Annotated in this window: 3 protein-coding genes; 2 read left to right on the top strand and 1 reads right to left on the bottom strand. The window is 69.3% G+C overall.

Annotated features, from left to right (window positions below; translation table 11 throughout):
• The first annotated feature begins 48 nt into the window (after positions 1 to 48).
• Both C7H75_RS18725 and C7H75_RS18720 read left to right on the top strand, forming a co-directional pair.
• Complete coding sequence (locus C7H75_RS18725) at positions 49 to 10,752, top strand: non-ribosomal peptide synthetase (RefSeq protein ID WP_233281794.1); 10,704 nt, start codon at positions 49 to 51, stop codon at positions 10,750 to 10,752.
• 219 nt (positions 10,753 to 10,971) lie between these two features.
• Positions 10,972 to 23,046, top strand: a complete 12,075-nt coding sequence (locus C7H75_RS18720; RefSeq protein WP_449421212.1) for a non-ribosomal peptide synthetase — start codon at positions 10,972 to 10,974, stop codon at positions 23,044 to 23,046.
• A gap of 79 nt (positions 23,047 to 23,125) precedes the next feature.
• Here the strand turns inward: C7H75_RS18720 and C7H75_RS18715 are convergent, their stop codons facing one another.
• Positions 23,126 to 24,058, bottom strand: coding sequence for an esterase/lipase family protein (locus C7H75_RS18715; protein ID WP_106851683.1), 933 nt, complete (start codon positions 24,056 to 24,058; stop codon positions 23,126 to 23,128).
• Between the last annotated feature and the right edge of the window lie 52 nt (positions 24,059 to 24,110).

Genomic DNA, 24,110 nt, shown 5'->3' with positions numbered 1-24,110 from the left:
CCCCGCATCGAGCGATCGAAGTTTTCAGATGTCGGGAAGGACAAGTACATGGCGGCCCAGCAGCTCGGAGTCGACGCGTTGACGATCGAGGACCTGCCCAGGCTTCTCGCCGGTGTGGTCGAGGTCGATGCCGACCGGATCGCGTTGACCGTCGGCGACACCACCGTCACGTACGCCCGGCTGAAGCAGGAGATCGAGAACCTCGATGCCGCGATGGGCGGCGTGCTCGGCATCGATGCGCTCGTCCCGGTCGTGCTGTCGACCGTGGCGCCCGGGTTGCTCGAGGCCCCCGAGACCGGGGGACTGCCCGGGCTGCTGAACACACTGTTCGCGGACGCTGTAGAGGTGCTCGGCGACTCGGCGACCGCCGCGCCGGCCGGATCGGCCGTAACACTCGCATCGCTGTTCGACGAGCAGGTCGCCCGCACCCCCGACGCGGTCGCGCTCGAGTACGCCGGCGCCACCCTCACGTACGCGGACCTGGACGCGCGTGCCAATCGTCTCGCGCGCCACCTGATCTCACTCGGTGTGGGACCGGACAGCCTGGTGGGTCTGGGAATCCGGCGCTCGCTCGAGCTGCTCGTCGGCATGTACGCGATCGTCAAGGCGGGCGGCGCGTACGTGCCCCTCGACCCCGATCATCCCGCCGACCGCCTCGGCTACGTCCTCGACATCGCGCGTCCCGTCGTGATTCTCACGACCACTCGGGACGAGCTGACCCTGGACACCGACACCCCGATCGTCGCGGTCGACGCCCTGGATCTGGAGGCCCACTCGGACACGCCGGTCACCGATGCGGACCGGTCGGCGCCGCTGTCGGCAGAGAACCTCGCGTACGTCATCTTCACGTCCGGCTCCACCGGCCGACCCAAAGGCGTCGCGGTGGGGCACGGCGCGATCGTGGCTAACCTGCGCTGGCGCCAGCACATGTACCCCATGACCGACTCCGACGTCGTGCTGCAGAAGACGCCGTTCACGTTCGATGTGTCGGTGTGGGAGTTCTTCTGGCCGTTGCAGGTCGGTGCACGCCTGGTGGTCGCGGCGCCCGACGGGCACCGGGATCCTGCGTACCTCGCGCGGATCATGGCCGAGCGCGGCGTCACCGTCGCGCACTTCGTGCCCTCGATGTTGTCGGTGTTCGTGGCGTCGCTGGCGAGCGGAGCGGCGGGGGACCCGACACAGCCGAGCGCGGAGGACGTCGCGACGCTGCGGAACGTCTTCGCGTCGGGTGAGGCGCTGCCGCCGCAGACGGCGGCCCGATTCCGGGACATCTCCGGCGCCACGCTGCACAACCTGTACGGGCCCACCGAGGCCGCCGTCGACGTCACGTTCCACGAGGTCACCGCGGACGACGAGACGACGGTCCCGATCGGTGCGGCGGTCGCCGACACCGCCCTGTACGTCCTCGACGAGGGCCTGCGGCGGGTCCCGGCCGGCACCGAGGGTGAGCTGTACCTTGCGGGCGTGCAGTTGGCCCGCGGCTACCTGCAGCGTCCCGACCTCACCGCCGACCGATTCGTCGCCGACCCGTACGGCGCTCCAGGCGCGCGCATGTACCGGACCGGTGACCTGGTCAAGCTGGGCCTCTCCGGTGAGCTGGAGTACATCGGTCGGACCGACTTCCAGGTGAAGCTCCGCGGTCTGCGCATCGAACTCGGCGAGATCGAGTCGGCGCTGCTGGACCACCCGGCAGTGTCGCAGTCCGTCGTCGTGGTGCACGCCGACGCCGACCTGGGCGACCACCTCGTGGCGTACGTCGTCACCGACGGCGGCGCCGACGTGGACCGGCACGAGTTGGCCGCCGCGGTGAGCGCCCGCCTACCCGAGTACATGGTGCCGTCGCTGTTCGTCGCGCTGGCCGAGTTCCCGCTGAACGCCAGCGGCAAACTGGACCGCAAGGCCCTTCCGGCCCCGGACTTCTCGTCGCTCGCGAGTGAGTACCGGGCACCGACCACCCCCACCGAGGAGACACTCGCCGCGACGTTCGCGGAGGTCCTCGGTGCCGAGCGCATCGGCGTCGACGACGACTACTTCGCGCTCGGTGGCAACTCGCTCAGCGCCACCCGCGTCGTCGCACGCATCAACGCCGACCTGGGCATCCGCATCGATGTGCGCGACTTCTTCGACGCCCCCACCGTCGCGCAGCTCGCGGCACTCGTCGACGCGGCCGTGGCCGCGGGCGGCGACACCCGGGCCCCGCTCGTGGCGCAGGAGCGCCCCGACACGCTCCCGCTGTCGATGGCACAGCAGCGGATGTGGTTCCTCAACCGCTTCGACACAGGATCCGCGGCGAACAACATCGTCGTCGCGATCCGGCTGACCGGCGCGCTGGACGTCGACGCTCTCCGCGAGGCCGTGTCCGACGTGATCGAGCGGCACGAGTCGCTGCGCACCGTGTTCCCGGAGATCGACGGCGCCGCGAGCCAGGTGATCCTGCCCGCCGACCGGGTGAAGGTGGATCTCGCCGCGGAACCGGTGCGCGAGTCCGACGTCGCCGACGCCGTCGCGCGGACGATCTCGCAGGGCTTCGACGTCACGGCGGCCGTCCCCCTCCGGATGCGGCTGCTCGCGGTGACGCCCACCGAGCACGTGCTGGTGGTGGTGGTGCACCACATCAGCGCCGACGGATTCTCGATGAATCCGCTCACGCGCGACATCGTCACCGCGTACGCCGCGCGGTCGGCCGGTGCGGCCCCGTCATGGGCGCCGCTCGCGGTGCAGTACGCCGACTACGCGCTGTGGCAGCGCGAGGTGCTCGGCAGCGAGGACGACCCGGAGTCGGTCATCGCCCAGCAGATGCAGTTCTGGCGGGGCGCCCTGGCCGATCTGCCCGACCGCCTGGATCTGCCCGCGGATCGCCCGCGTCCCGCCATCGCCTCGAACAGTGGTGCCTCGCATCGCTTCTCGATCGGGGCCGAGACGGCGGCGCGACTCGACGCGATCGCCCGCGACCACGGGGCGTCCACGTTCATGGTGGTGCACGCGGCCCTGTCGGTGCTGCTGGCGCGTCTGAGCGGCACGTCGGACATCGCGATCGGCACCCCCGTCGCGGGCCGCGGCGAGGCAGCGCTGGACGACCTGGTCGGCATGTTCGTCAACACCCTGGTGTTGCGGGCCGACGTCCGCGGCGACCGCCCCTTCACCGAACTACTCACCGGTGTGCGCGCCACCGATCTCGAGGCGTTCGGCCATGCGGACGTGCCGTTCGAGCGCCTGGTCGAGGCACTGAGCCCGGCCCGCTCGCAGTCCCGTCACCCCCTGTTCCAGGTCGCCCTGTCGTTCCAGAACATGGACCGCACCGACCTCGCGCTCGGTGATCTGACAGTGTCGGGAGTCGACTTCGACGCCGCTGTCGCGAAGTTCGATCTGGCCGTCACGGTCGCCGAGAGCGACTCCGCGACCGGCGCACTGGACGTGGACCTCACGTACGCGACCGACCTGTTCGACGCGTCGACGATGCGGGTGTTCGCCGACCGCTTCGTCCGCGTGCTCGAGGCCGTCGCCGCCGACGCGTCCGTCGTCGTCGGTGACATCGACGTCCTCGATGCGGCGGAGCGCTCCGCGCTCACCGCCGCGTCCGGCGACGCCGGCCCGGCCCCGATGCTGCTGCCGCAGATCCTGTCCGCTGCCGCAAGCGCGGATCCGGCGCGGGCCGCGCTCGTCTCGGGCGAGCGGACCGTCGCGTACCGGGACCTCGACGAGCAGTCGTCGCGACTGGCGCGCGCACTGATCGCGCGCGGCGCCGGCCCGGAAACGGTGGTCGCGGTGGCGCTCACTCGCTCGATCGAGTCGGTCGTGGCCGTGTGGGCCGTCGCGAAGAGCGGCGCGGCCTTCGTGCCGGTGGACCCGCACTATCCGGCCGACCGCGTCGCGCACATGGTCACCGATTCCCGGGCGCTCCTCGGCATCACCCGCACCGAACACGAGGGCGCCCTGCCCGCCGCGGTGCCGTGGATCGTGCTCGACGACCCCGCGACGGCGGACGAAGTGGCCGCGCAGCCGGATGCTCCGGTGAGCGACGCGGACCGCACCGCACCGCTGCGCGTCACCGACGCCGCGTACGTCATCTACACGTCCGGATCCACGGGTGTGCCGAAGGGCGTCGTAGTCACGCACACCGGCCTGGCCGCGTTCGCGGCCGAGCAGGTGGAGCGGTACGGCATCGATTCCGATTCGCGGACACTGCATTTCGCGTCGCCCAGCTTCGATGCGTCGATCCTCGAACTGCTGATGGCCTTCGGTGCGGGCGCGACGATGGTGATCGCCCCGACGTCGATCTACGGCGGTCACGAGTTGGCCGACCTCCTGCGCACCCAGCACGTCACGCACGCGTTCGTCACGCCGGCCGCCCTGGCCTCGGTGGACCCGACGGGCCTCGAGGCCCTGCGCACCGTGGTCGTCGGCGGCGAGGCCTGCTCGGCCGAACTCGTCGCACGATGGGCGCCGGGCCGCCGGATGTTCAACGCGTACGGTCCCACCGAGGCCACCGTCGCGTCCAACATCTCCGGCGCCCTCGTCCCCGGCGAGCCCGTCACGATCGGTCGGGCCATCCGCGGCGCCGACGCGTACGTCCTCGACGGCCGCCTGCGGCCCGTCCCGGCCGGCGTCCCCGGAGAGTTGTACCTCGCCGGTGCCGGAGTCGCCCGCGGCTACCTCGGCCGTCCCGCGCTCTCGGCGGAACGGTTCGTCGCCAACCCGTTCGGCATGCCCGGCTCGCGCCTGTACCGGACCGGTGACGTCGTGCGCACCACCGCGGACCGGGTGCTCGAATACGTCGGCCGCGCCGACGACCAGGTGAAGCTGCGCGGCTTCCGCATCGAGCTCGGTGAGATCGAATCCGTTCTCGCCCGGCACGACACGGTGGCCCAGACCGCCGTCGTCGTGCTGCGTGACCAGCTCGTCGCGTACGTGGTCGCGGCCGCGGATCGGTCGATCGAGGTGGCCGAACTGAAGGAGTTCGCGGCCCGCTCCCTCACGGCGTACATGGTGCCGGCGGTGTTCGTGGTTCTCGACCGCCTGCCACTGACCGGCAGCGGCAAGCTGGACCGCAAGGCACTGCCCGAACCCGAGTTCGAGGCGCGGGAATTCCGGGCCCCGAGCACTCCGGTCGAGGAAGCCGTCGCCGCGGTCTTCGCCGACGTCCTCGACGTCGACCGGGTGGGCCGCGACGACGACTTCTTCGAGCTCGGCGGCAACTCGCTGCTGGCGACACAGGTATGCGCCCGCCTCGGCGCGGCGCTCGACACCACGGTCCCGGTCCGCGTCCTGTTCGACGCCTCCACCGTCGAGGCCCTCGCTGCACGGGTGTCGGCGTCCACCGGTGCGCGGACGAAGGCCCTCGTGGCCGCGCCGCGCCCGGACCGGATCCCGCTGTCGCTCGCGCAGCAGCGGATGTGGTTCCTGAACCGGTTCGAACCGGAATCGGCGGTGAACAACATCCCGCTGGCGATCCGGCTGTCGGGTGACCTCGACGTCGAATCGCTCTCTGCCGCAATCGGTGACGTGCTGGACCGGCACGAATCGCTGCGCACCGTGTTCCCCGACGTCGACGGTGTCGGCTACCAGTCGATCCGCCCGACCTCCGAGGTTGCGGGCACGGTCACCGCCGAGGCGATCACGGAGGCCGACTTGCCGGCGCTCGTCGAGCGAATGGTGGTCGCCGGGTTCGACCTCACCGCCGATATCCCGGTCCGGGTGGGTCTGTTCGCGGTCTCGCCCACCGAGCACGTGCTGGTGCTCGTCGTGCACCACATCGCTGCCGACGGATTCTCGATGGGTCCGCTGACGCGCGACGTGATGACCGCGTATGCCGCCCGCTCGGCGGGCACGCTGCCCGCATGGGCTCCGCTCGTGGTGCAGTACGCCGACTACACGCTGTGGCAGCGCGAAGTCCTCGGCTCGGAGGACGATCCGGAATCGCCGATGTCGACGCAGGTCGCGTACTGGAAGCGGACCCTTGCGGGGCTGCCGGATCAGCTGGACCTGCCGACGGACCGGCCGCGGCCCGCCGTCGCCGGGTACCGCGGCGACCGCCACACAGTCGAGGTTCCGGCGGACCTGCAGTCGGCGATCGCCGAGCTCGCCCGCACCCGCGGCGTCACGCCGTTCATGGTGATGCATGCGGCGTTGTCGGTGCTGCTGGCGCGGTTGAGTGGGACGTCGGACATCGCGATCGGCACGCCGGTCGCGGGTCGTGGTGAGGCTGTTCTCGACGATGTGATCGGCATGTTCGTCAACACTTTGGTGCTGCGGACCGAGGTCGACGCCGCCGGCTCGTTCGAGGACCTGTTGGCACGGACGCGGGAGACCGATCTGGCGGCGTTCGCGCATGCGGACGTGCCGTTCGAGCGGCTGGTGGAGATTCTGGACCCGGCGCGCTCGCAGGCGCGGCATCCGCTGTTCCAGGTGATGCTGACGTTCCAGAACCTCGGCCTCACCAGCTTCGAACTCGGTGGGCTCGCGGTCTCGGACGTCGAGTTCGATTCGACGACAGCGAAGTTCGATCTGCAAGTCACGGTCACGGAAGGCGCGCCCGACCGTGGGCTGACCATCGACCTGACGTATGCGACGGAACTGTTCGACGCCGACACGATTCGTATTCTCGGTGACCGCTGTCTTCGCGTGCTGTCGGTCGTGACCGCCACACCGTCGGCGGTCGTCGGCGACATCGACCTGCTGGACGAGGTCGAGCGGTCGTTGGTGGTGGGGGAGTGGAACGCGACGTCGCGGGCGGTGCCGGACGCAACGTTGGTGGATCTGTTCGAGGCGCAGGTGGCGCGGACGCCGGATGCGGTTGCGGTGGTGTTCGAGGGTGAGGCGCTGTCGTATGCGGAGTTCGCGTCGCGGGTGCGGCGTACTGCGCGGTTGCTGATTGCGGAGGGTGTGGGGCCGGACTCGTTGGTGGGTCTGGGGATGCGGCGGTCGGTGGATCTGCTGGTGGGCATGTATGCGGTGCTCGCGGCCGGTGGTGCGTATGTGCCGATCGACCCCGATCAGCCGGCCGAGCGCAACCGGTACATCCTCGCGACTGCGAATCCCGTTCTGCTGCTTACCACGTCGCGTGACGCGGGTGACGTGCCGGGCCTGCGTAGCGTGGAGATCGACACGGTCGACGTGTCGGACTTCGCCGACGGTCCGATCGCCGACGTCGAGCGGAATGCTTCGCTGCGGTCCGGCAACACTGCGTATGTGATTTTCACGTCGGGTTCGACGGGTCGGCCGAAGGGTGTGGCTGTCGGGCATGGGGCGATCGTGAATCGTCTGGTGTGGATGCAGGCCGAGTACGGGCTGACGGAGTCGGACGTTGTTCTGCAGAAGACGCCGTTCACGTTCGATGTGTCGGTGTGGGAGTTCTTCTGGCCGTTGCAGGTGGGTGCACGTCTGGTGGTTGCGTTGCCGGATGGGCATCGGGATCCGGCGTATTTGGTGCGGGTGATGGCCGAGTGTGGTGTGACGGTGGCGCATTTCGTGCCGTCGATGTTGTCGGTGTTCGTGGCGGAGCCGGCTGTGGGCCGGGTGGGTTCGTTGCGGTTGGTGTTCGCGTCGGGTGAGGCGTTGCCGGCGTCGACGGCGGCGCGGCTGCGGGATGTGGTGCCGGGTGCGGCGTTGCACAATTTGTATGGCCCGACGGAGGCTGCGGTGGATGTGACGTTCCACGAGGTGACTGCGGCTGATGTGGCGTCGGTGCCGATCGGTGCGCCGGTGTGGAACACGCAGCTGTTCGTGCTCGATGGGCGTCTGAATCCGGTGCCGGTGGGTGTTCCGGGTGAGTTGTATCTGGCGGGTGCCCAGTTGGCCCGCGGGTATGTGGGGCGCAGTGATCTGACGGCGGATCGTTTCGTGGCGAACCCGTTCTCCGATAGCGGTGAGCGGATGTATCGCACGGGCGACCTGGTGACGTGGACCAGTTCGGGTGAGTTGGAGTACATCGGCCGCACGGACTTCCAGGTGAAGTTGCGTGGTCTGCGGATCGAGTTGGGTGAGATCGAGACGGCGCTGCTGGCGGTGCCGGGGATCTCGCAGTCGGTGGTGCTGGTCAAGAATGATCAGCTGGTCGCGTACGTGGTGGCGGACCAGGATCTGGACACCACTGCGGTCAAGGCGCAGCTGGCGACGTCGCTGGCGTCGTACATGGTGCCGCAGATGTTCGTGGTGCTCGATGCGTTTCCGTTGAATGCGTCGGGCAAGTTGGATCGGAAGGCGTTGCCGGAGCCGGTGTTCGAGGCGACGGTGTTCCGGGCTCCGACGACTGCGGCGGAGGAGGTTGTCGCGGGTGTGTTCGCGGACGTGCTCGGTGTGGATCGGGTGGGTCTGGACGACGATTTCTTCGCGCTCGGCGGTAACTCTCTGGTCGCGACTCAGGTCGCTGCGCGTCTCGGTGCGGCGTTCGATGCGCAGGTGCCGGTGCGGGTGTTGTTCGATGCGTCGACGGTGGAGGCCCTTGCCGCGCGGGTGCAGTTGCTTGCGGGTGCGGGTGCGCGTAAGGCGCTCGTCGCGGGTCCGCGGCCGGAGCGGGTGCCGTTGTCGTTGGCGCAGCAGCGCATGTGGTTCCTCAACCGCCTGGAACCGGAATCGACGAGTTACAACATTCCGCTCGCGATGCAGTTGACGGGGTCACTCGACGTCGATGCCCTGCACGCGGCCCTGCGGGACGTGCTGGCGCGCCACGAGTCGTTGCGCACCTTCTACCCGGAGGACGCGGACGGTCCGCACCAGGTGATCGTTCCTGCAGCAGACGTCGAGTTCGATCTCACACCCATTTCGGTGGACCCGGCCGACGTGTACGGCCGGGTGTCGGAACTCGTCGGCAAGGGCTTCGACGTGCGCAGCGCGGTGCCGTTGCGGGCGGGCCTGTTCCGACTGGACGACACCACGCACGTGTTCGCGTTCGTCGTGCACCACATCAGTGCCGACGGTGTCTCGATGGCGCCGATGGCCCGCGACCTCGTCACCGCGTACGCGGCTCGGACGCAGGGCGAGGCGCCGCAGTGGCAGCCGCTTCCGGTGCAGTACGCGGACTACGCGCTGTGGCAGCGTGAGGTGCTCGGGTCCGCCGACGAACCGGGAACCGTGGCTGCCGGGCAGCTCGCGCACTGGGTACGTGCCCTCGCCGGTGCGCCGGATCAGCTCGATCTGCCGACCGATCGCCCCCGCCCCGCGGTCGCGTCGATGCGCGGCGCCGAGACCGAGTTCACGCTCTCCGCAGAGCTCCACGCGGCCCTCGAGTCACTGGCGCGGGCCGAGGGGGCCTCGCTGTTCATGGTTGCGCACAGCGCCCTGGCGGTCCTCCTGGCCAGGTTGAGCGGCACCTGGGACGTCACGGTCGGCACCCCCGTCGCGGGACGCGGCGAGGCCGCGCTCGACGACCTGGTCGGCATGTTCGTGAACACCCTCGCTCTGCGTACCGAACTGACGTCCTCGATGAGGTTCACCGAGGTGGTGGCTCGGGCCAAGGAGGCCGACCTGTCTGCCTTCGCGAACGCGGACCTGCCGTTCGAGCGGGTCGTCGAGGCCGTGTCGTCGGACCGCTCCTCGGCGCGGCATCCGGTGTTCCAGACGGTGCTCTCGTTCCAGAACCAGGAACAGGCCACCCTCGCGCTGCCCGGTCTCACCGTGAGCAGTGTCCCGGACACAGACCGAGCCGCGAAGTTCGACCTGCAGTTCACGCTGATCCCGACCGACTCGGGCACCGTCGAGGCGATCCTCACCTACGCCACCGATCTGTTCGACGAGGCGACGGTGGTGACGCTGGGAGAGCGGTTCGTCCGAATCCTCGAGGCGGTCGCCGCCGACCCCCACGCGGTGGTCGGCGACATCGAGATCGTGACCGAGGCCGAGCGCGCGCTCCTCCCCGGCTTCGCGGACTCGGAGCGGGAGGAGGCCGACGCCTCGAACACGATCGTGCCCGCCACCAGCACCCTGCCTCAGGTGCTGTCGGCGGTCGTCGAGGCCGACCCCGAGGCCCCCGCGATCGCGGACGACGGCACCGAGATCACATACGGCGAGTTGGACGAACGGTCGTCGCGCCTCGCCCGGGTCCTGATCGCGGAAGGAGTGGGGCCGGGCACTCGGGTCCCGGTCGCGCTGGCCCGTTCGGTCGATGCCGTGATCGCCGCGTGGGCGGTACTCAAGTCGGGGGCAGCGGTCACCCCGATCGACGCGAACGACGACGCCTGGGAATCGATCGATGCTGCGCTGCCGGCGAAGCTGGGCATCACGAACTCCCAGAACAGGGCGGCCGCGCACGACGGCGTCGAGTGGATCGTCGTGGACGACGTGGCCACGCGGGCGCGGATCGACGAGCAGTCCGGACGCCCCGTCTCGTACTCCGAGCGGACCCGCCTGCTCGACGCAGGTGATATCGCCTTCGCCGCGGTGGACGGGTCCTTCGTGCTCGATCACGGCCGAGCTGTGGCGTTGGCCGAGCGGGACCGCTCCGCGTACGGGATCACGTACGAATCGAGGACCGTCTGCCTGGAACCGGCGACCTCCGTCTGGGGCGTCATCGAGCTGGTGCTGGCCTCCACTGCGGGCGCGGTGACGGTGGTCACGGCGGTCTCGGACAGTAACGTCACCGACGTTCTGGCCGACGAATGGGTGACCCACGCCTTCCTCGCGAACGCCCCTGCAGAGGCACTCGACCTGGAAGAACTCGAGGATCTCGAGGTGCTGGTCCTCACCGACGGTGGACGCTCCGTCGGCGGCCCGGACGTCCGGCGGGTCGCTGCCGACGCGGACTCGTGGTCGGTGTGAGGCGATAATGATGGTTTGTCCTGGGCGATGTCGATGTGAGGAATGAGTCACGGTGATGCGTTGTGAGATGCCGACGAGCGATACCCGAGGTGTTCCGAACGCATGAGTGAGCTGGGTCGGGAGCGGGGAACTGACGGCAACGAGAACAAGAGGGCGCGGCGTCCGCGTCCGGCGCGCAGGGAACGACCTGCGCGCCGCCCTCGTTCCGGATCGCGGACGTTGCCGCAGCTGCTGGCGTCGGCGGTCGAACGCGACCCGTCGGCGACAGCCCTCGTCTACCAGGACCGCTCCCGCACCTACGCGGACCTCGACGCCTGGTCGTCTCGTCTCGCCCGGGTCCTCATCGAACGCGGCATCGGACCAGGAGACGCCGTTGCCGTCGCCGTACCGCGCTCGATCGAGTCGGTGTCGTCGGTGTGGGGCGTCGCGAAGTCGGGCGCAGCCTACGTGCCGATCGACCCGAACTATCCGGCCGACCGTGTCGCCCACATGGTGTCGGATTCCGGGGTCGTGCTCGGCCTGACCACCACGGAGGCTCGTGACTCTCTCCCCGATTCCGTCGAATGGCTGATCCTGGACGACGAGTTCGACCGTGTCCTGGCCGAGCACTCGTCGGAGCCGATCTCGTTCGCAGACCGGACCCGAAGCCTGACCGATGCCGACGCGGCCTACGTGATCTACACCTCCGGCTCGACCGGGCGGCCGAAGGGGGTGGTCGTCACCCAGGCCGGTCTCGCGGATTTCTGCGCCGAGCAGGTGCAGCGGTACAATCTCACGCCGCAATCGCGCACCCTCCACTTCGCCTCGCCGAGCTTCGACGCCTCGGTCCTGGAACTGCTCCTCGCGGTCGGTTCCGGATCGACGATGGTCATCGCCCCGCCCACGGTCTACGGTGGCGAGGAACTGGCCGCACTCATTGCAGCGCAACGGGTCACGCACGGATTCGTCACGCCCGCAGCGCTGGCATCGGTGGACCCGACAGGCCTCGACACGTTCCTCGACGTCGTCGTCGGCGGCGAGGCGTGCCCGCCGGACCTGGTGTCGCGGTGGGCCGACCCGCGTCGTCGATTCTTCAACGGGTACGGCCCGACCGAGACGACGATCATGACGGCCATCTCCGATCCGCTGGTCCCCGGGCAACCGATCACGATCGGTGGGCCCACCCGAGGCATGTCGCTGGCGGTGCTCGACGACCGGCTGCGGCCCACCCCCGCCGGTGTCGCCGGCGAGCTGTACGTGTGGGGGCCCGGCGTCGCCCGCGGCTACCACGATCGACCGGCACTCACCGCCGAACGATTCGTCGCCTGCCCGTTCGGTGAGCCCGGCACTCGCATGTACCGGACCGGCGACGTGGTGCGGTGGAACGCCTCCCAGCAGATCGAATACGTCGGCCGATCCGACTTCCAGGTCAAGATCCGTGGATTCCGCATCGAACTGGGCGAGATCGAAGCGGTCCTCGCGGCGCACGAGGACGTGGACTTCGCGGCCGTCGTCGCGCACGAATCCGGTGCCGGTGGCAAGGTGCTCGTCGCGTATGTCCGCGCCGTCCCCGGGCGTACGCTCGAAACGTCCGCGCTCCCGGAGTTCGTCGGCCGATCGCTCCCTCGGCACATGGTGCCGGCCACGGTGATGCTGCTCGACGAGATTCCGCTGACTCCGGTCGGCAAACTCGACCGCCAGGCGCTGCCCGCGCCGGTGTTCGAGGCGCGTGAGTTCCGCGCGCCGGTCGGCCGCGACGAGGAACTCGTCGCGACGGTGTTCGCCGACCTTCTCGGTGTCGATCAGGTGGGCCGCGACGACGACTTCTTCGAGCTCGGCGGCAATTCGCTGATCGCAACGCAGGTGGTCGCCCGCCTGTCGGCGGCGGGCCGGGCCCAGATTCCGGTGCGGGCGGTGTTCGAGGCCTCGACCGTCGAGGCGCTCGCCGCCCGGATCCGGGCAGACTCCGCAGGTCCTGTGCGCAAGGAACTCACGGCCGGGCCGCGCCCGGACCGGATCCCGCTGTCGCTCGCGCAGCAGCGGATGTGGTTCCTGAACCGGTTCGAGCCCGACTCGACGGTGAACAACATCCCGGTCGCGATCCGGTTGACCGGAGCTCTCGACGTACCGGCCCTGCGGGCGGCTGTGGCGGACGTGGTGGAACGCCACGAGTCGCTGCGCACCGTCTTCCCCGCTGTCGACGGTGTCGGGTACCAGGTGGTGCAGCCGGCCGCCGAGATCGGCGAGCTGCTGCCGGTGGACACCGTCGCTGCCGACGATCTTCTCGAGCGGGTCGCTGCGTTGACGGGGGCAGGTTTCGACCTCACCGCCGACATCCCGTTGCGGGCCGCGTTGTTCGCGGTGTCGCCCACCGAACACGCGCTCGTCTTCGTCGTGCACCACATCGCCGCCGACGGCTTCTCGATCGGCCCGTTGACCCGTGACGTCATGGCGGCGTACGCCGCTCGCTCCGCTGGAGTCGCCCCCGGTTGGGAACCACTCGCGGTGCAGTACCCGGACTACACGCTGTGGCAGCGGGAAGTGCTCGGTGCCGAGGACGATCCCACCTCGGTGCTGGCGCAGCAGATCTCGTTCTGGAAGCAGGCGCTCGCCGGGCTTCCCGACCAGTTGGATCTGCCGACCGACCGCCCGCGCCCCGCGGTCGCGACCAATCACGGTGCCACGCATCGGTTCGCACTCGACGCAGACCTGTCCCGAGCTGTCGACGAGTTCGCTCGCCAACACTCCGTCACGCCGTTCATGGTGGTGCATGCGGCGTTGTCGGTGCTGTTGGCGCGGTTGAGTGGGACGTCGGACATCGCGATCGGCACGCCGGTCGCGGGTCGTGGTGAGGCTGTTCTCGACGATGTGATCGGCATGTTCGTCAACACCCTGGTGCTGCGTGCGGACGTGCAACCGGGTGCGTCGTTCGAGGAGTTGCTCGGGCAGGTGTGGTCGTCGGATCTGGCCGCGTTCGGGCATGCGGACGTGCCGTTCGAGCGGCTGGTGGAGATTCTGGACCCGGCGCGCTCGCAGGCGCGGCATCCGCTGTTCCAGGTGATGCTCACGTTCCAGAACCTCGGGAATGCCGAGTTCACCCTCGGCGACCTCGCCGTTTCGGAGGTCGAGTTCGACTCCGCTGCAGCGAAGTTCGATCTGCAGGTGACGGTTCTCGAGTCCGGGGCCGAGTCCGGCTATGCCGTTGCACTCACCTACGCGACGGACCTGTTCGACGCGTCGACCATGCGCATCTTCGGCGACCGGTTCGCGCGAATCCTCCACTCGGTGGTCACTCGTCCGTCGGGGGTCGTCGGCGACATCGACCTGCTGGACGAGGTCGAGCGGTCGTTGGTGGTGGGGGAGTGGAACGCGACGTCGCGGGCGGTGCCGGACGCAACGTTGGTGGATCTGTTCGAGGCGCAGGTGGCGCGGACGCCGGATGCGGTTGCGGTGGTGTTCGAGGGTGAGGCGCTGTCGTATGCGGAGTTCGCGTCGCGGGTGCGGCGTACTGCGCGGTTGCTGATTGCGGAGGGTGTGGGGCCGGACTCGTTGGTGGGTCTGGGGATGCGGCGGTCGGTGGATCTGCTGGTGGGCATGTATGCGGTGCTCGCGGCCGGTGGTGCGTATGTGCCGATCGACCCTGATCAGCCCGCGGAGCGCAACGGCTACATCCTGGACACGGCTGCGCCGGCGGTGGTGTTGTCGACGTCGCGAGACGGTTTCGAGGTTGCGGGGCAGAGGTCTGTCCCTGTTGTCCTTCTCGACGACGTGGATGTGTCCGGGTTCTCGTCTGCCCCGGTGTCGGATGCGGATCGCATTGGGCCGCTGCGTGGTTCGAACACTGCGTATGTGATTTTCACGTCGGGTTCGACGGGTCGGCCGAAGGGTGTGGCTGTCGGGCATGGGGCGATCGTGAATCGTCTGGTGTGGATGCAGGCCGAGTATGGGCTTGCTGCGGCGGATGTGGTGTTGCAGAAGACGCCGTTCACGTTCGATGTGTCGGTGTGGGAGTTCTTCTGGCCGTTGCAGGTGGGTGCGCGGCTGGTGGTGGCGTTGCCGGATGGGCATCGGGATCCGGCGTATTTGGTGCGGGTGATGGTCGAGTGTGGTGTGACGGTCGCGCATTTCGTGCCGTCGATGTTGTCGGTGTTCGTGGCCGAGCCCGCGGCGAAGAACGTCACGACGCTGCGGAACGTGTTCGCGTCGGGTGAGGCGTTGCCGGCGTCGACGGCGGCGCGGCTGCGTGATGTGGTGCCGGGTGCGGCGTTGCACAATTTGTATGGCCCGACGGAGGCTGCGGTGGATGTGACGTTCCACGAGGTGACTGCGGCTGATGTGGCGTCGGTGCCGATCGGTGCGCCGGTGTGGAACACGCAGCTGTTCGTGCTCGATGGGCGTCTGAATCCGGTGCCGGTGGGTGTTCCGGGTGAGTTGTATCTGGCGGGTGCCCAGTTGGCCCGCGGGTATGTGGGGCGCAGTGATCTGACGGCGGATCGTTTCGTGGCGAACCCGTTCTCCGATAGCGGTGAGCGGATGTATCGCACGGGCGACCTGGTGACGTGGACCAGTTCGGGTGAGTTGGAGTACATCGGCCGCACGGATTTCCAGGTGAAGTTGCGTGGTCTGCGGATCGAGTTGGGTGAGATCGAGACGGCGCTGCTGGCGGTGCCGGGGATCTCGCAGTCGGTGGTGCTGGTCAAGAATGATCAGCTGGTCGCGTACGTGGTGGCGGACCAGGATCTGGACACCACTGCGGTCAAGGCGCAGCTGGCGACGTCGCTGGCGTCGTACATGGTGCCGCAGATGTTCGTGGTGCTCGATGCGTTTCCGTTGAATGCGTCGGGCAAGTTGGATCGGAAGGCGTTGCCGGAGCCGGTGTTCGAGGCGACGGTGTTCCGGGCTCCGACGACTGCGGCGGAGGAGGTTGTCGCGGGTGTGTTCGCGGACGTGCTCGGTGTGGATCGGGTGGGTCTGGACGACGATTTCTTCGCGCTCGGCGGTAACTCTCTGGTCGCGACTCAGGTCGCTGCGCGTCTCGGTGCGGCGTTCGATGCGCAGGTGCCGGTGCGGGTGTTGTTCGATGCGTCGACGGTGGAGGCCCTTGCCGCGCGGGTGCAGTTGCTTGCGGGTGCGGGTGCGCGTAAGGCGCTCGTCGCGGGTCCGCGGCCGGAGCGGGTGCCGTTGTCGTTGGCGCAGCAGCGCATGTGGTTCCTCAATCGGCTCGATCCCGAGTCCGCGGTGAACAACATTCCGCTCGCTATCCGGCTGTCGGGCGATGTGGATACCGAGGCGCTGGCGCTGGCGGTGCGGGACGTCCTTGCCCGCCACGAGTCGCTGCGCACGGTGTTCCCCGACGTCGACGGAGTGGGAAGCCAGCAGATCCTGAGCCCTGACACCGTCGACTTCGATCTCGGGATCGAGCAGGCCGACGAGGGCACGTTGGTCGGCCGTATCGAGGAGTGGGCGCTCGAGGGATTCGACCTCACCGCCGAAATCCCGGTCCGTGCAAGAGCTTTCGCGTTGTCCTCCCGCGAGTACGTACTCGTCCTGGTGCTGCACCACATCGCGGCCGACGGGGTCTCGATGGGCCCGCTCGCGCGCGACGTGATGACGGCCTACGCGGCCCGCAGTCGGGGAGAGGCCCCCGGTTGGGCGCCGCTCGACGTGCAGTACGCCGACTACGCGCTGTGGCAGCGCGAGGTCCTCGGCAGCGAGGACGACCCGGACTCGGTGATCGCGCGACAGGTCGCCTACTGGACGTCCGCGCTTGCCGGACTTCCCGACCAGCTCGACCTGCCGTCGGACCGTCCGCGTCCCGCCGTCGCATCCAACGGCGGTGCAACGCATACGTTCTCGATCGATGCCGATCTCCGGTCCCGGATCGAGGACGTCGCACAGGCCCACGCGGCGTCGCCGTTCATGGTGGTGCACGCGGCGCTGTCGGTGCTGCTCGCGCGGCTGAGCGGTACCCCGGACGTGGCGATCGGTACCCCGGTCGCCGGCCGCGGCGAGGCCGCGCTCGACGACCTGATCGGCATGTTCGTGAACACGCTGGTCCTGCGCACCGAGATCGACGGCGGGCAGTCCTTCGCCGATCTTCTCGCGCAGGTTCGGTCCACCGACCTGGCCGCTTTCGAGCACGCCGACCTCCCGTTCGAGCGGCTCGTCGAGATTCTCGATCCCGAACGCTCACAGGCACGGCACCCGTTGTTCCAGGTGGCGCTCGCGTTCCAGAGCGGTGTGGCGGGACAGGCCCTGGAACTGCCCGGGGTCACCGCGTCGGGGGTCGACTTCGATATCGCGCTCGCCAAGTTCGATCTGCAGGTGACCGTCTCGGACGTCGTCGACGCCGATTCTGATCGCGCAGGACTGTCGATCGGAATGACCTACGCCACCGATCTGTTCGACGCACCGACCGTCGTCTCGATCGGCGAACGATTCGTGCGGCTGCTCGACTCGCTCGTCTCCGACGCCTCGGTCCCGGTGGGGGACGCGGCGCTGCTCTCGGATCGCGAACTCGCGGCCCTCACCACCGTCGCCGGACCGCCGGTGGCGCGACTCGAGACCCTCACCGAAATTCTCGGCCGCAACGTGGCCGCCGATCCCGACGCTCCCGCACTCGGCTGCGGCGACATCGCACTGACGTACGGGGACCTCGACGAGCGTTCGAGTGTCATCGCGCGTGAGCTGATCGGTCGGGGCATCGGACCGGAGAGCGTCGTCGCTCTGTCGTTCCCTCGCTCCTGGGAGATGGTGCTGTGCGTGTGGGCGGTCGCGAAGACGGGCGCCGCCTTCGTGCCGGTGGACCCGACGTATCCGGAGGACCGGATCGAACACATGGTGACGGACTCGGCTGCGGCATTGGGTATCGCCGTAGCCGACTCGATCACCGATCTGCCGGACGCGGTCTCGTGGTGGTCGCTCGACGACCTCGAACGGTCCGCCGTCGAGGCCGGGCATTCCGCGGCACCCGTCACCGACGGAGACCGGACCCGGCCCCTGCTGCTCGATCACGCCGCCTACGTGATCTACACGTCGGGATCGACGGGCAGGCCGAAGGGCGTCGTGGTGACGCACCGTGGTCTGTCGGGTCTGGTGGATCAGTCCGTCGAGCTGTACTCGGTGACCGCATCGGATCGTGTGCTGCACATCTGCTCGCCGAGTTTCGATCCGTCCGTGTTCGAGTGGGCCGTCGCTGCGGCGGCGGGTGCGGAGCTCGTCGTCGTTCCCCCGACGATCCTCGGCGGAGAGGAGCTGCATGCTCTGCTCGCCGAGCGCAAGGTGACCGTCGCGATCATCACGCCCGCCGTTCTCGGATCGATGAACCCCGAGGGCCTCGACGATCTGCGTCTGCTGTCCGTGGGTGGCGACGCGTCGACCACCGAACTCGTCGGGAACTGGGCGCCCGACCGGCAGTTCTTCAACGCGTACGGTCCCACCGAGACCACGATCATCTCGACGCGAGGAGAGTTGTTCGCAGGCAAGCCCGTCACGGTGGGCGGGCCCGTACCCGGTGTGGGAGCCCTCGTCCTCGACACCCGGTTGCGTCCGGTGCCCCGCGGCGTCGCCGGTGAGCTGTACCTGTCGGGCGGCGCGCTGGCACGCGGCTACCACGGTCGCTCCGCGCTGACGGCGGACCGCTTCGTGGCCAACCCGTACGGCGTTGCGGGAGAACGGATGTACCGCACCGGTGACGTCGTCCGGTGGACCGCGTCGCCGAGTGGAGAAGCGGTGGGCGCCACCGACATGTCGATCGAGTACGTCGGCCGCTCGGACTTCCAGGTCAAGGTCCGGGGCTTTCGAATCGAACTGGGCGAGATCGACGCCGCATTGACGGACTGCCCCGACGTCTCGTTCGCGACGACCGTGGGCCACCCCATGCCGTCCGGGCAGACCGCGTTGGTGTCGTACGTTCTCGCCGACGGGGTCGACGCCGACACGATGGCCGCTCATGTGGCGTCGTTGCTGCCGTCGTACATGGTGCCCGCGTCGATCATCGTCCTGGACGAGGTACCGCTCACCGCGGTCGGCAAGCTCGATCGCCAGGCCCTGCCGGCACCGAACTTCGAGGCACGCGACTTCCGGGCCCCGGCGTCCCCGACGGAGGAGCTCGTCGCGCGGGCGTTCGTGGACGTCCTGGGAGTCGACCGGGCAGGCCTCGACGACGACTTCTTCGATCTCGGCGGAAACTCGCTCGTCGCGACCAAGCTCGTGGCCCGGCTCGGGGCGGCCCTCGGCACCCGGGTCCCCGTCCGCGAGTTGTTCGATGCTTCCACCGTGGAAGCCCTTGCGGCACGCCTGGAATCGTTCACCGGAGCGGTCCGGCACGCACTCGTGGCCCGCACCCACGACGGCCGGATCCCGCTGTCGCTCGCGCAGCAGCGCATGTGGTTCCTCAACCGCCTCGAGCCCGAGTCTGCGGTGAACAACATTCCGATCGCCGTCCGGCTCACCGGAGACCTCGACGTCGAGGCCCTTCGCCAGGCGGTCGTCGACGTCGTGTCGCGGCACGACGCGCTGCGCACCCGGTATCCCGAGCACGACGGCGTCGGGTACCAGTCGGTGCTCCCCGTCGAGGATGTGGTGGCCGACTGGGACTTCGGTCCGGAGAAGGTGGGCGCCGATTCGTTGGCAGAGCGGCTGAGCGCGATCGCGCTGACCGCGTTCGACGTCACGGCCGAAGTGCCGCTGCGGGTGCGTCTGTTGGAACTGTCGCCGTCGTCGTACGTGCTGGCGCTCGTGGTGCACCACATCTCCGCGGACGGCGTGTCGATGGGGCCACTGGTTCGAGACGTCATGACCGCGTACGTTGCGCGAGCGTCCGATGCCGCGCCCGGATGGGCTCCGCTGGACGTGCAGTACGCGGACTACGCCGTCTGGCAGCGCGAGACTCTCGGTTCCGAGGACGATCCGGATTCGGTGATCGCGAAGCAGATCGCCTTCTGGAAGGAGAGACTGGCCGGCATCCCGGATCAGCTCGATCTGCCCACGGATATGCCGCGGCCGGCCGTGCAGTCGTACACCGGCGCCACCGTCGGTGCCTCGGTCGACGCCGAAACACATCGCGGCCTGGTGGAATTGGGCCGCGAGCACGGTGCGAGCTCGTTCATGGTCATGCACGCGGCCTTGGCGGTGTTGCTGGCGCGGCTGTCGCGCAGCGGCGACATCGTGGTCGGCACCCCGGTGGGGGGCCGCGGTGAGTCCGCGCTCGACGACCTGATCGGCATGTTCGTCAACACCCTCGCCCTGAGGGTCGAGGTCGACCTCGCGGAGTCGTTCGGCGATCTGCTCGAACGCGTGCGCACAGCCGACCTCGACGCCTTCGCGAACGACGATGTTCCGTTCGAGCGTCTCGTCGAGGTCCTCAACCCGGTCCGCTCCCGGGCCCGGCACCCACTCTTCCAGGTGGGCTTCTCCTTCCAGAACATGAAGAACGAGGTCCTCGAACTTCCGGGACTCGCGGTCGCCCCGGTCGACGTCGACTTCGAACTCGCCAAGTTCGATCTGCACGCCACGATCGTCGACAACGTGGACGCGAACGGCGAACCGGCCGATTTCAGCGTCGACTTCACGTATGCGACGGACCTGTTCACCGAGGCGACGGCCCACCGGTTCGCGCAGATGTACGCCCGCATCCTGCGCGGTGTCGTCGCCGATGCGTCGGTCTCGGTCGGTGACCTCGAGATGATCGACGCCGACGAGCGCGACCAGGTACTCGACCGGTGGAATTCGACCCGGCATCCGGTCGCCGACGACCTCACACTGGTCGACCTGTTCGACGCCCAGGTCGCGGCCGCCCCCCACGCCCCGGCCGTCGTGGCCGAGGGGGAACGACTGTCCTACGCGGAGTTCGACGCGCGGGTCAACCGCTTGGCGCGTCGCCTGATCGGGATGGGCGTCGGACCGGAATCCCGTGTCGCGCTGGCAATGCGGCGCTCGGCCGACCTGATCGTCGGCATGTACGCCGTCGCCAAGGCCGGTGGCGCCTACGTGCCGATCGACCCGGACCATCCCGCGGACCGCACCGCCTACATCCTCGACACGGCGCAGCCGGTCTGCGTGCTGGCCACCTCCCGCGAGGATGTCGAGACGCCTGCACACCTGCCCGTGCTGCACGTCGACCTGATCGACGGCACGGAGCACGACGGCCGTCCGATCACCGATCGCGAACGCACGTCGCCGCTGCGACCTGCGAACACCGCCTACGTGATCTTCACGTCGGGTTCGACGGGTCGGCCCAAGGGCGTCGCCGTCAGCCACGCGGCGATCGTCAACCAATTGGAATGGAAGCGCGCCGAATACGGCCTGGACGCCTCGGATGCCGCGTTGCTCAAGACCGCGGCGACGTTCGACCTGTCGGTGTGGGAGTTCTGGTCGGCGCTGACGTCCGGTGGACGACTAGTCGTCGCCACCGCGGACGGCCACCGCGACCCCGGCTACCTCGATTCGTTGATGCGCCGCGAGAAGGTGACCACGCTGCACGCGGTGCCCTCGATGCTGCAGGCGCTGCTGGTCGAGTCCGGAGACCGGCTGCCCGAGTCGCTGCGCCGGGTCCTCGCGATCGGCGAGGTGCTGCCTGCCGACACCGCCGCCCGCTTCGTGGCGGCGGGCACCGCCGAGCTGTTCAACCTCTACGGGCCCACCGAGGCCGCGGTGTCGGTCACGGCGCAGCGCGTCGCGGACACCACCGGCTCCGCGGTACCGATCGGCGGCCCCGAATGGAACACGCGACTGCTCGTCCTCGACGACAGACTGCGGCCCGTCCCCGTCGGTGTGCCCGGTGAGCTGTACCTCGCCGGCGCCCAGTTGGCGCGCGGCTACTTCGGTCGCCCGGCGCTGACCGCCGACCGATTCGTCGCCGACCCCTACGGTCCGGCGGGGGAGCGGATGTACCGCACCGGTGACGTCGTCGCATGGCGCACCGACGGCACCCTCGACTATGTCGGTCGCGCCGACTTCCAGGTCAAGGTGCGCGGATTCCGCATCGAACTCGGCGAGATCGAGGCCGCGTTGCGGGCGCACCCCGACGTTGCCGAAGCGGCCGTCATCGTGCGTAACGACGGCCGATCCGGCGACCGGCTGGTGGCGTACATCGTGCCGGCGGGCACCGCGCCGATCGGCACCGCCGCACTTGCGGCCGACCTCGCGAGCGGCCTGCCGTCGTACATGGTGCCGTCGGTGTTCGTCGAACTCGAGGCCCTCCCGTTGAACGTGAACGGCAAGATCGACCGCAAGGCGCTGCCGGCCCCTGCGGTCGAGCCGCGGCAGTTCCGGGCTCCGGAGACGCCGGTCGAGAAGGCCGTGGCCCGTGCCTTCGCCGATGCCCTCGGGGTCGACGACGTCGGTCTGGACGACGAGTTCTTCGACCTCGGCGGCAACTCGCTCGTCGCGGTGACCGTCGTGGCCGCGCTGCGCGACGCTCTCGGCGTCCCGCTGCCGCTGCAGTGGATGTTCGTCGAGCCCACGGTCGAGAGCATCGCGGCGCGGATCGAATCCGGTGCACACGCCGACGCGGACCGCGGCGACGACGAGACCGCCGGCCTCGGTGTGGTGCTGCCGTTGCGGGCCTCGGGAACGTCGGAGCCACTGTTCTGCCTCCACCCGGTCACCGGCCTGTCGTGGAGCTTCGCCGGTCTGGCCGGGTACGTCGACGAGGACCGTCCGATCTACGGCATCCAGTCGCCCGCCCTGAGCGAGGACGTCGATTTTCCCGCCAGCATCGAGGAATGGGCGGCGCTGTACGTCGACCGGATCCGGCGGATCCAGCCGAGCGGCCCCTACCACCTCGTCGGCTGGTCCCTCGGCGGATCGATCGCCCACGCCATGGCGGTACAGCTGCGGGACATGGGCGAGACGGTGCAGACCCTCGCCATGCTCGACAGCCATGTCGCCGATCCGGAGACGGGCGTCGCCGAGTACGAGGACCCCTCGCTGGCCGACCTACTCGGTGATTTCGCGGCCGAACTCGCCGGTGGCGACGTCGCGCTCCGACAGCTGGATCCCGAGCGCGTCGACACCATCCTGCGCAGACTGCCGGCACCGTTCGACCGCATCACCGGCGCGGACTGGGAACGCATCGTCGAGAGCATCGCGCACTCGTTCGGTCTCCTCGACCGCTACCGTCCGGGTGACTTCGACGGAGATCTGCTGTACTTCAGCGCAGACATGGGAGAGGCCGACGGCGCGGCGGGCTGGCGCGATTCCGTCGGTGGATCGGTCGAGGTCGTACCGGTCGCGGCCGGACACCGGCAGCTGCTGTCACCGACCGCGCTCGAAGTGGTCGGACCGGCACTCGACCGGTACCTGCGTCGCTGAACGGACACCGGTGGCCGCTCCTCCCGAGGAAGGAGCGGCCACCGGTGTGTTCACGCCGTCGACGGCGGCCGGGGACCCGTCAGCAGGGGACCGCGCCGGGCAGGCTCGGGTCGAGCGCGCGCCTGACCAGGAAGATCGAACGCGGATCGTCGAGCAGTCCCACGTGCGAGACGTTCGCCGCCGGGCAACTGTCCTGGATCCACTCGTTGAGGACGGACGACCCGGGGCCCGGGACCAGGAACGACCCTTCGGGCGGCGTGACGACCGTGTCGCTTCGGGACGCGATGACCCGGTAGTCGACACCCGGCACGGTTTCGTGGCCGGCGTTGAGGGCGGCGAGGAACTTCGATCCGATCATCTGCTGGTACGAGGCGAGCCCGAAACCCAGACCGGCGAGCCATTCGTTGGTCGGCTCGTCGGTGAGTCGAAGCGACGTGAAGGCGTCGACGAAGGCCTGCAGACCGCCGAACGTCGTTCCGTGCGTCGTGGGGCCGAGCATCACCAGCCTGCGGATCTTGTTGCGTGACGGATCGCTCGGATCCGCGCCGCCCTCGAACCGCAGGTACTGCCGCGTCATCGTCCCGCCCTGGGAATGGCCGACGACGTCCACCTGTGCGGCGCCGGTCCGGGCCCGCACCGCATCGACGAAGCCCGCCAGCTCACGGGCCGAGGCACGGATGTCACCGCGACCCCACGCGCCCGTCGCCAGGCCGTAGTCCAGGGCGAAGACGCAGTATCCCTCGCGTTGCAGTGCGGGGGACAGTGCGCCCCAGCTGCCCATGTCCATGCCGGTGCCGTGGACGAGGATCACCGGGCGTGGGTGCCTTGCGCCGGGGCGGCAGTTCCAGTCGTTGGCGCCGGGGGGAGGGGCGGACGTCAACGCCCCCGGCAGGTCGGCCCGGCCCGGTCCGGGATCTGCTGTCGCGGCGGGCGGTGGGAAACCGAGTGCGCCGAAGAGGACCACGGCCGCGGCGGCGAGGAATTTCGCTGCCGGGCGCCGCCGAAAAGCCATGCGGATGCTCCTGGAGAACAGAAAAAGGGGAGGGATGAAGCACAGCGGACGG

This window comes from Rhodococcus (subgen. Prescottella) equi, from assembly GCF_003013675.1.
Taxonomy (GTDB): domain Bacteria; phylum Actinomycetota; class Actinomycetes; order Mycobacteriales; family Mycobacteriaceae; genus Prescottella; species Prescottella equi.
Note: the sequence above shows the minus strand (reverse complement) of the source record. Positions and strands in the feature narration are given on the sequence as shown.

Coding starts and splice junctions, on each gene's coding strand:
- C7H75_RS18715 (WP_106851683.1), bottom strand. CDS start 24,058: ATGGCTTTTCGGCGGCGCCCGGCAGCGAAATTCCTCGCCGCCGCGGCC.
- C7H75_RS18725 (WP_233281794.1), top strand. CDS start 49: ATGGCGGCCCAGCAGCTCGGAGTCGACGCGTTGACGATCGAGGACCTG.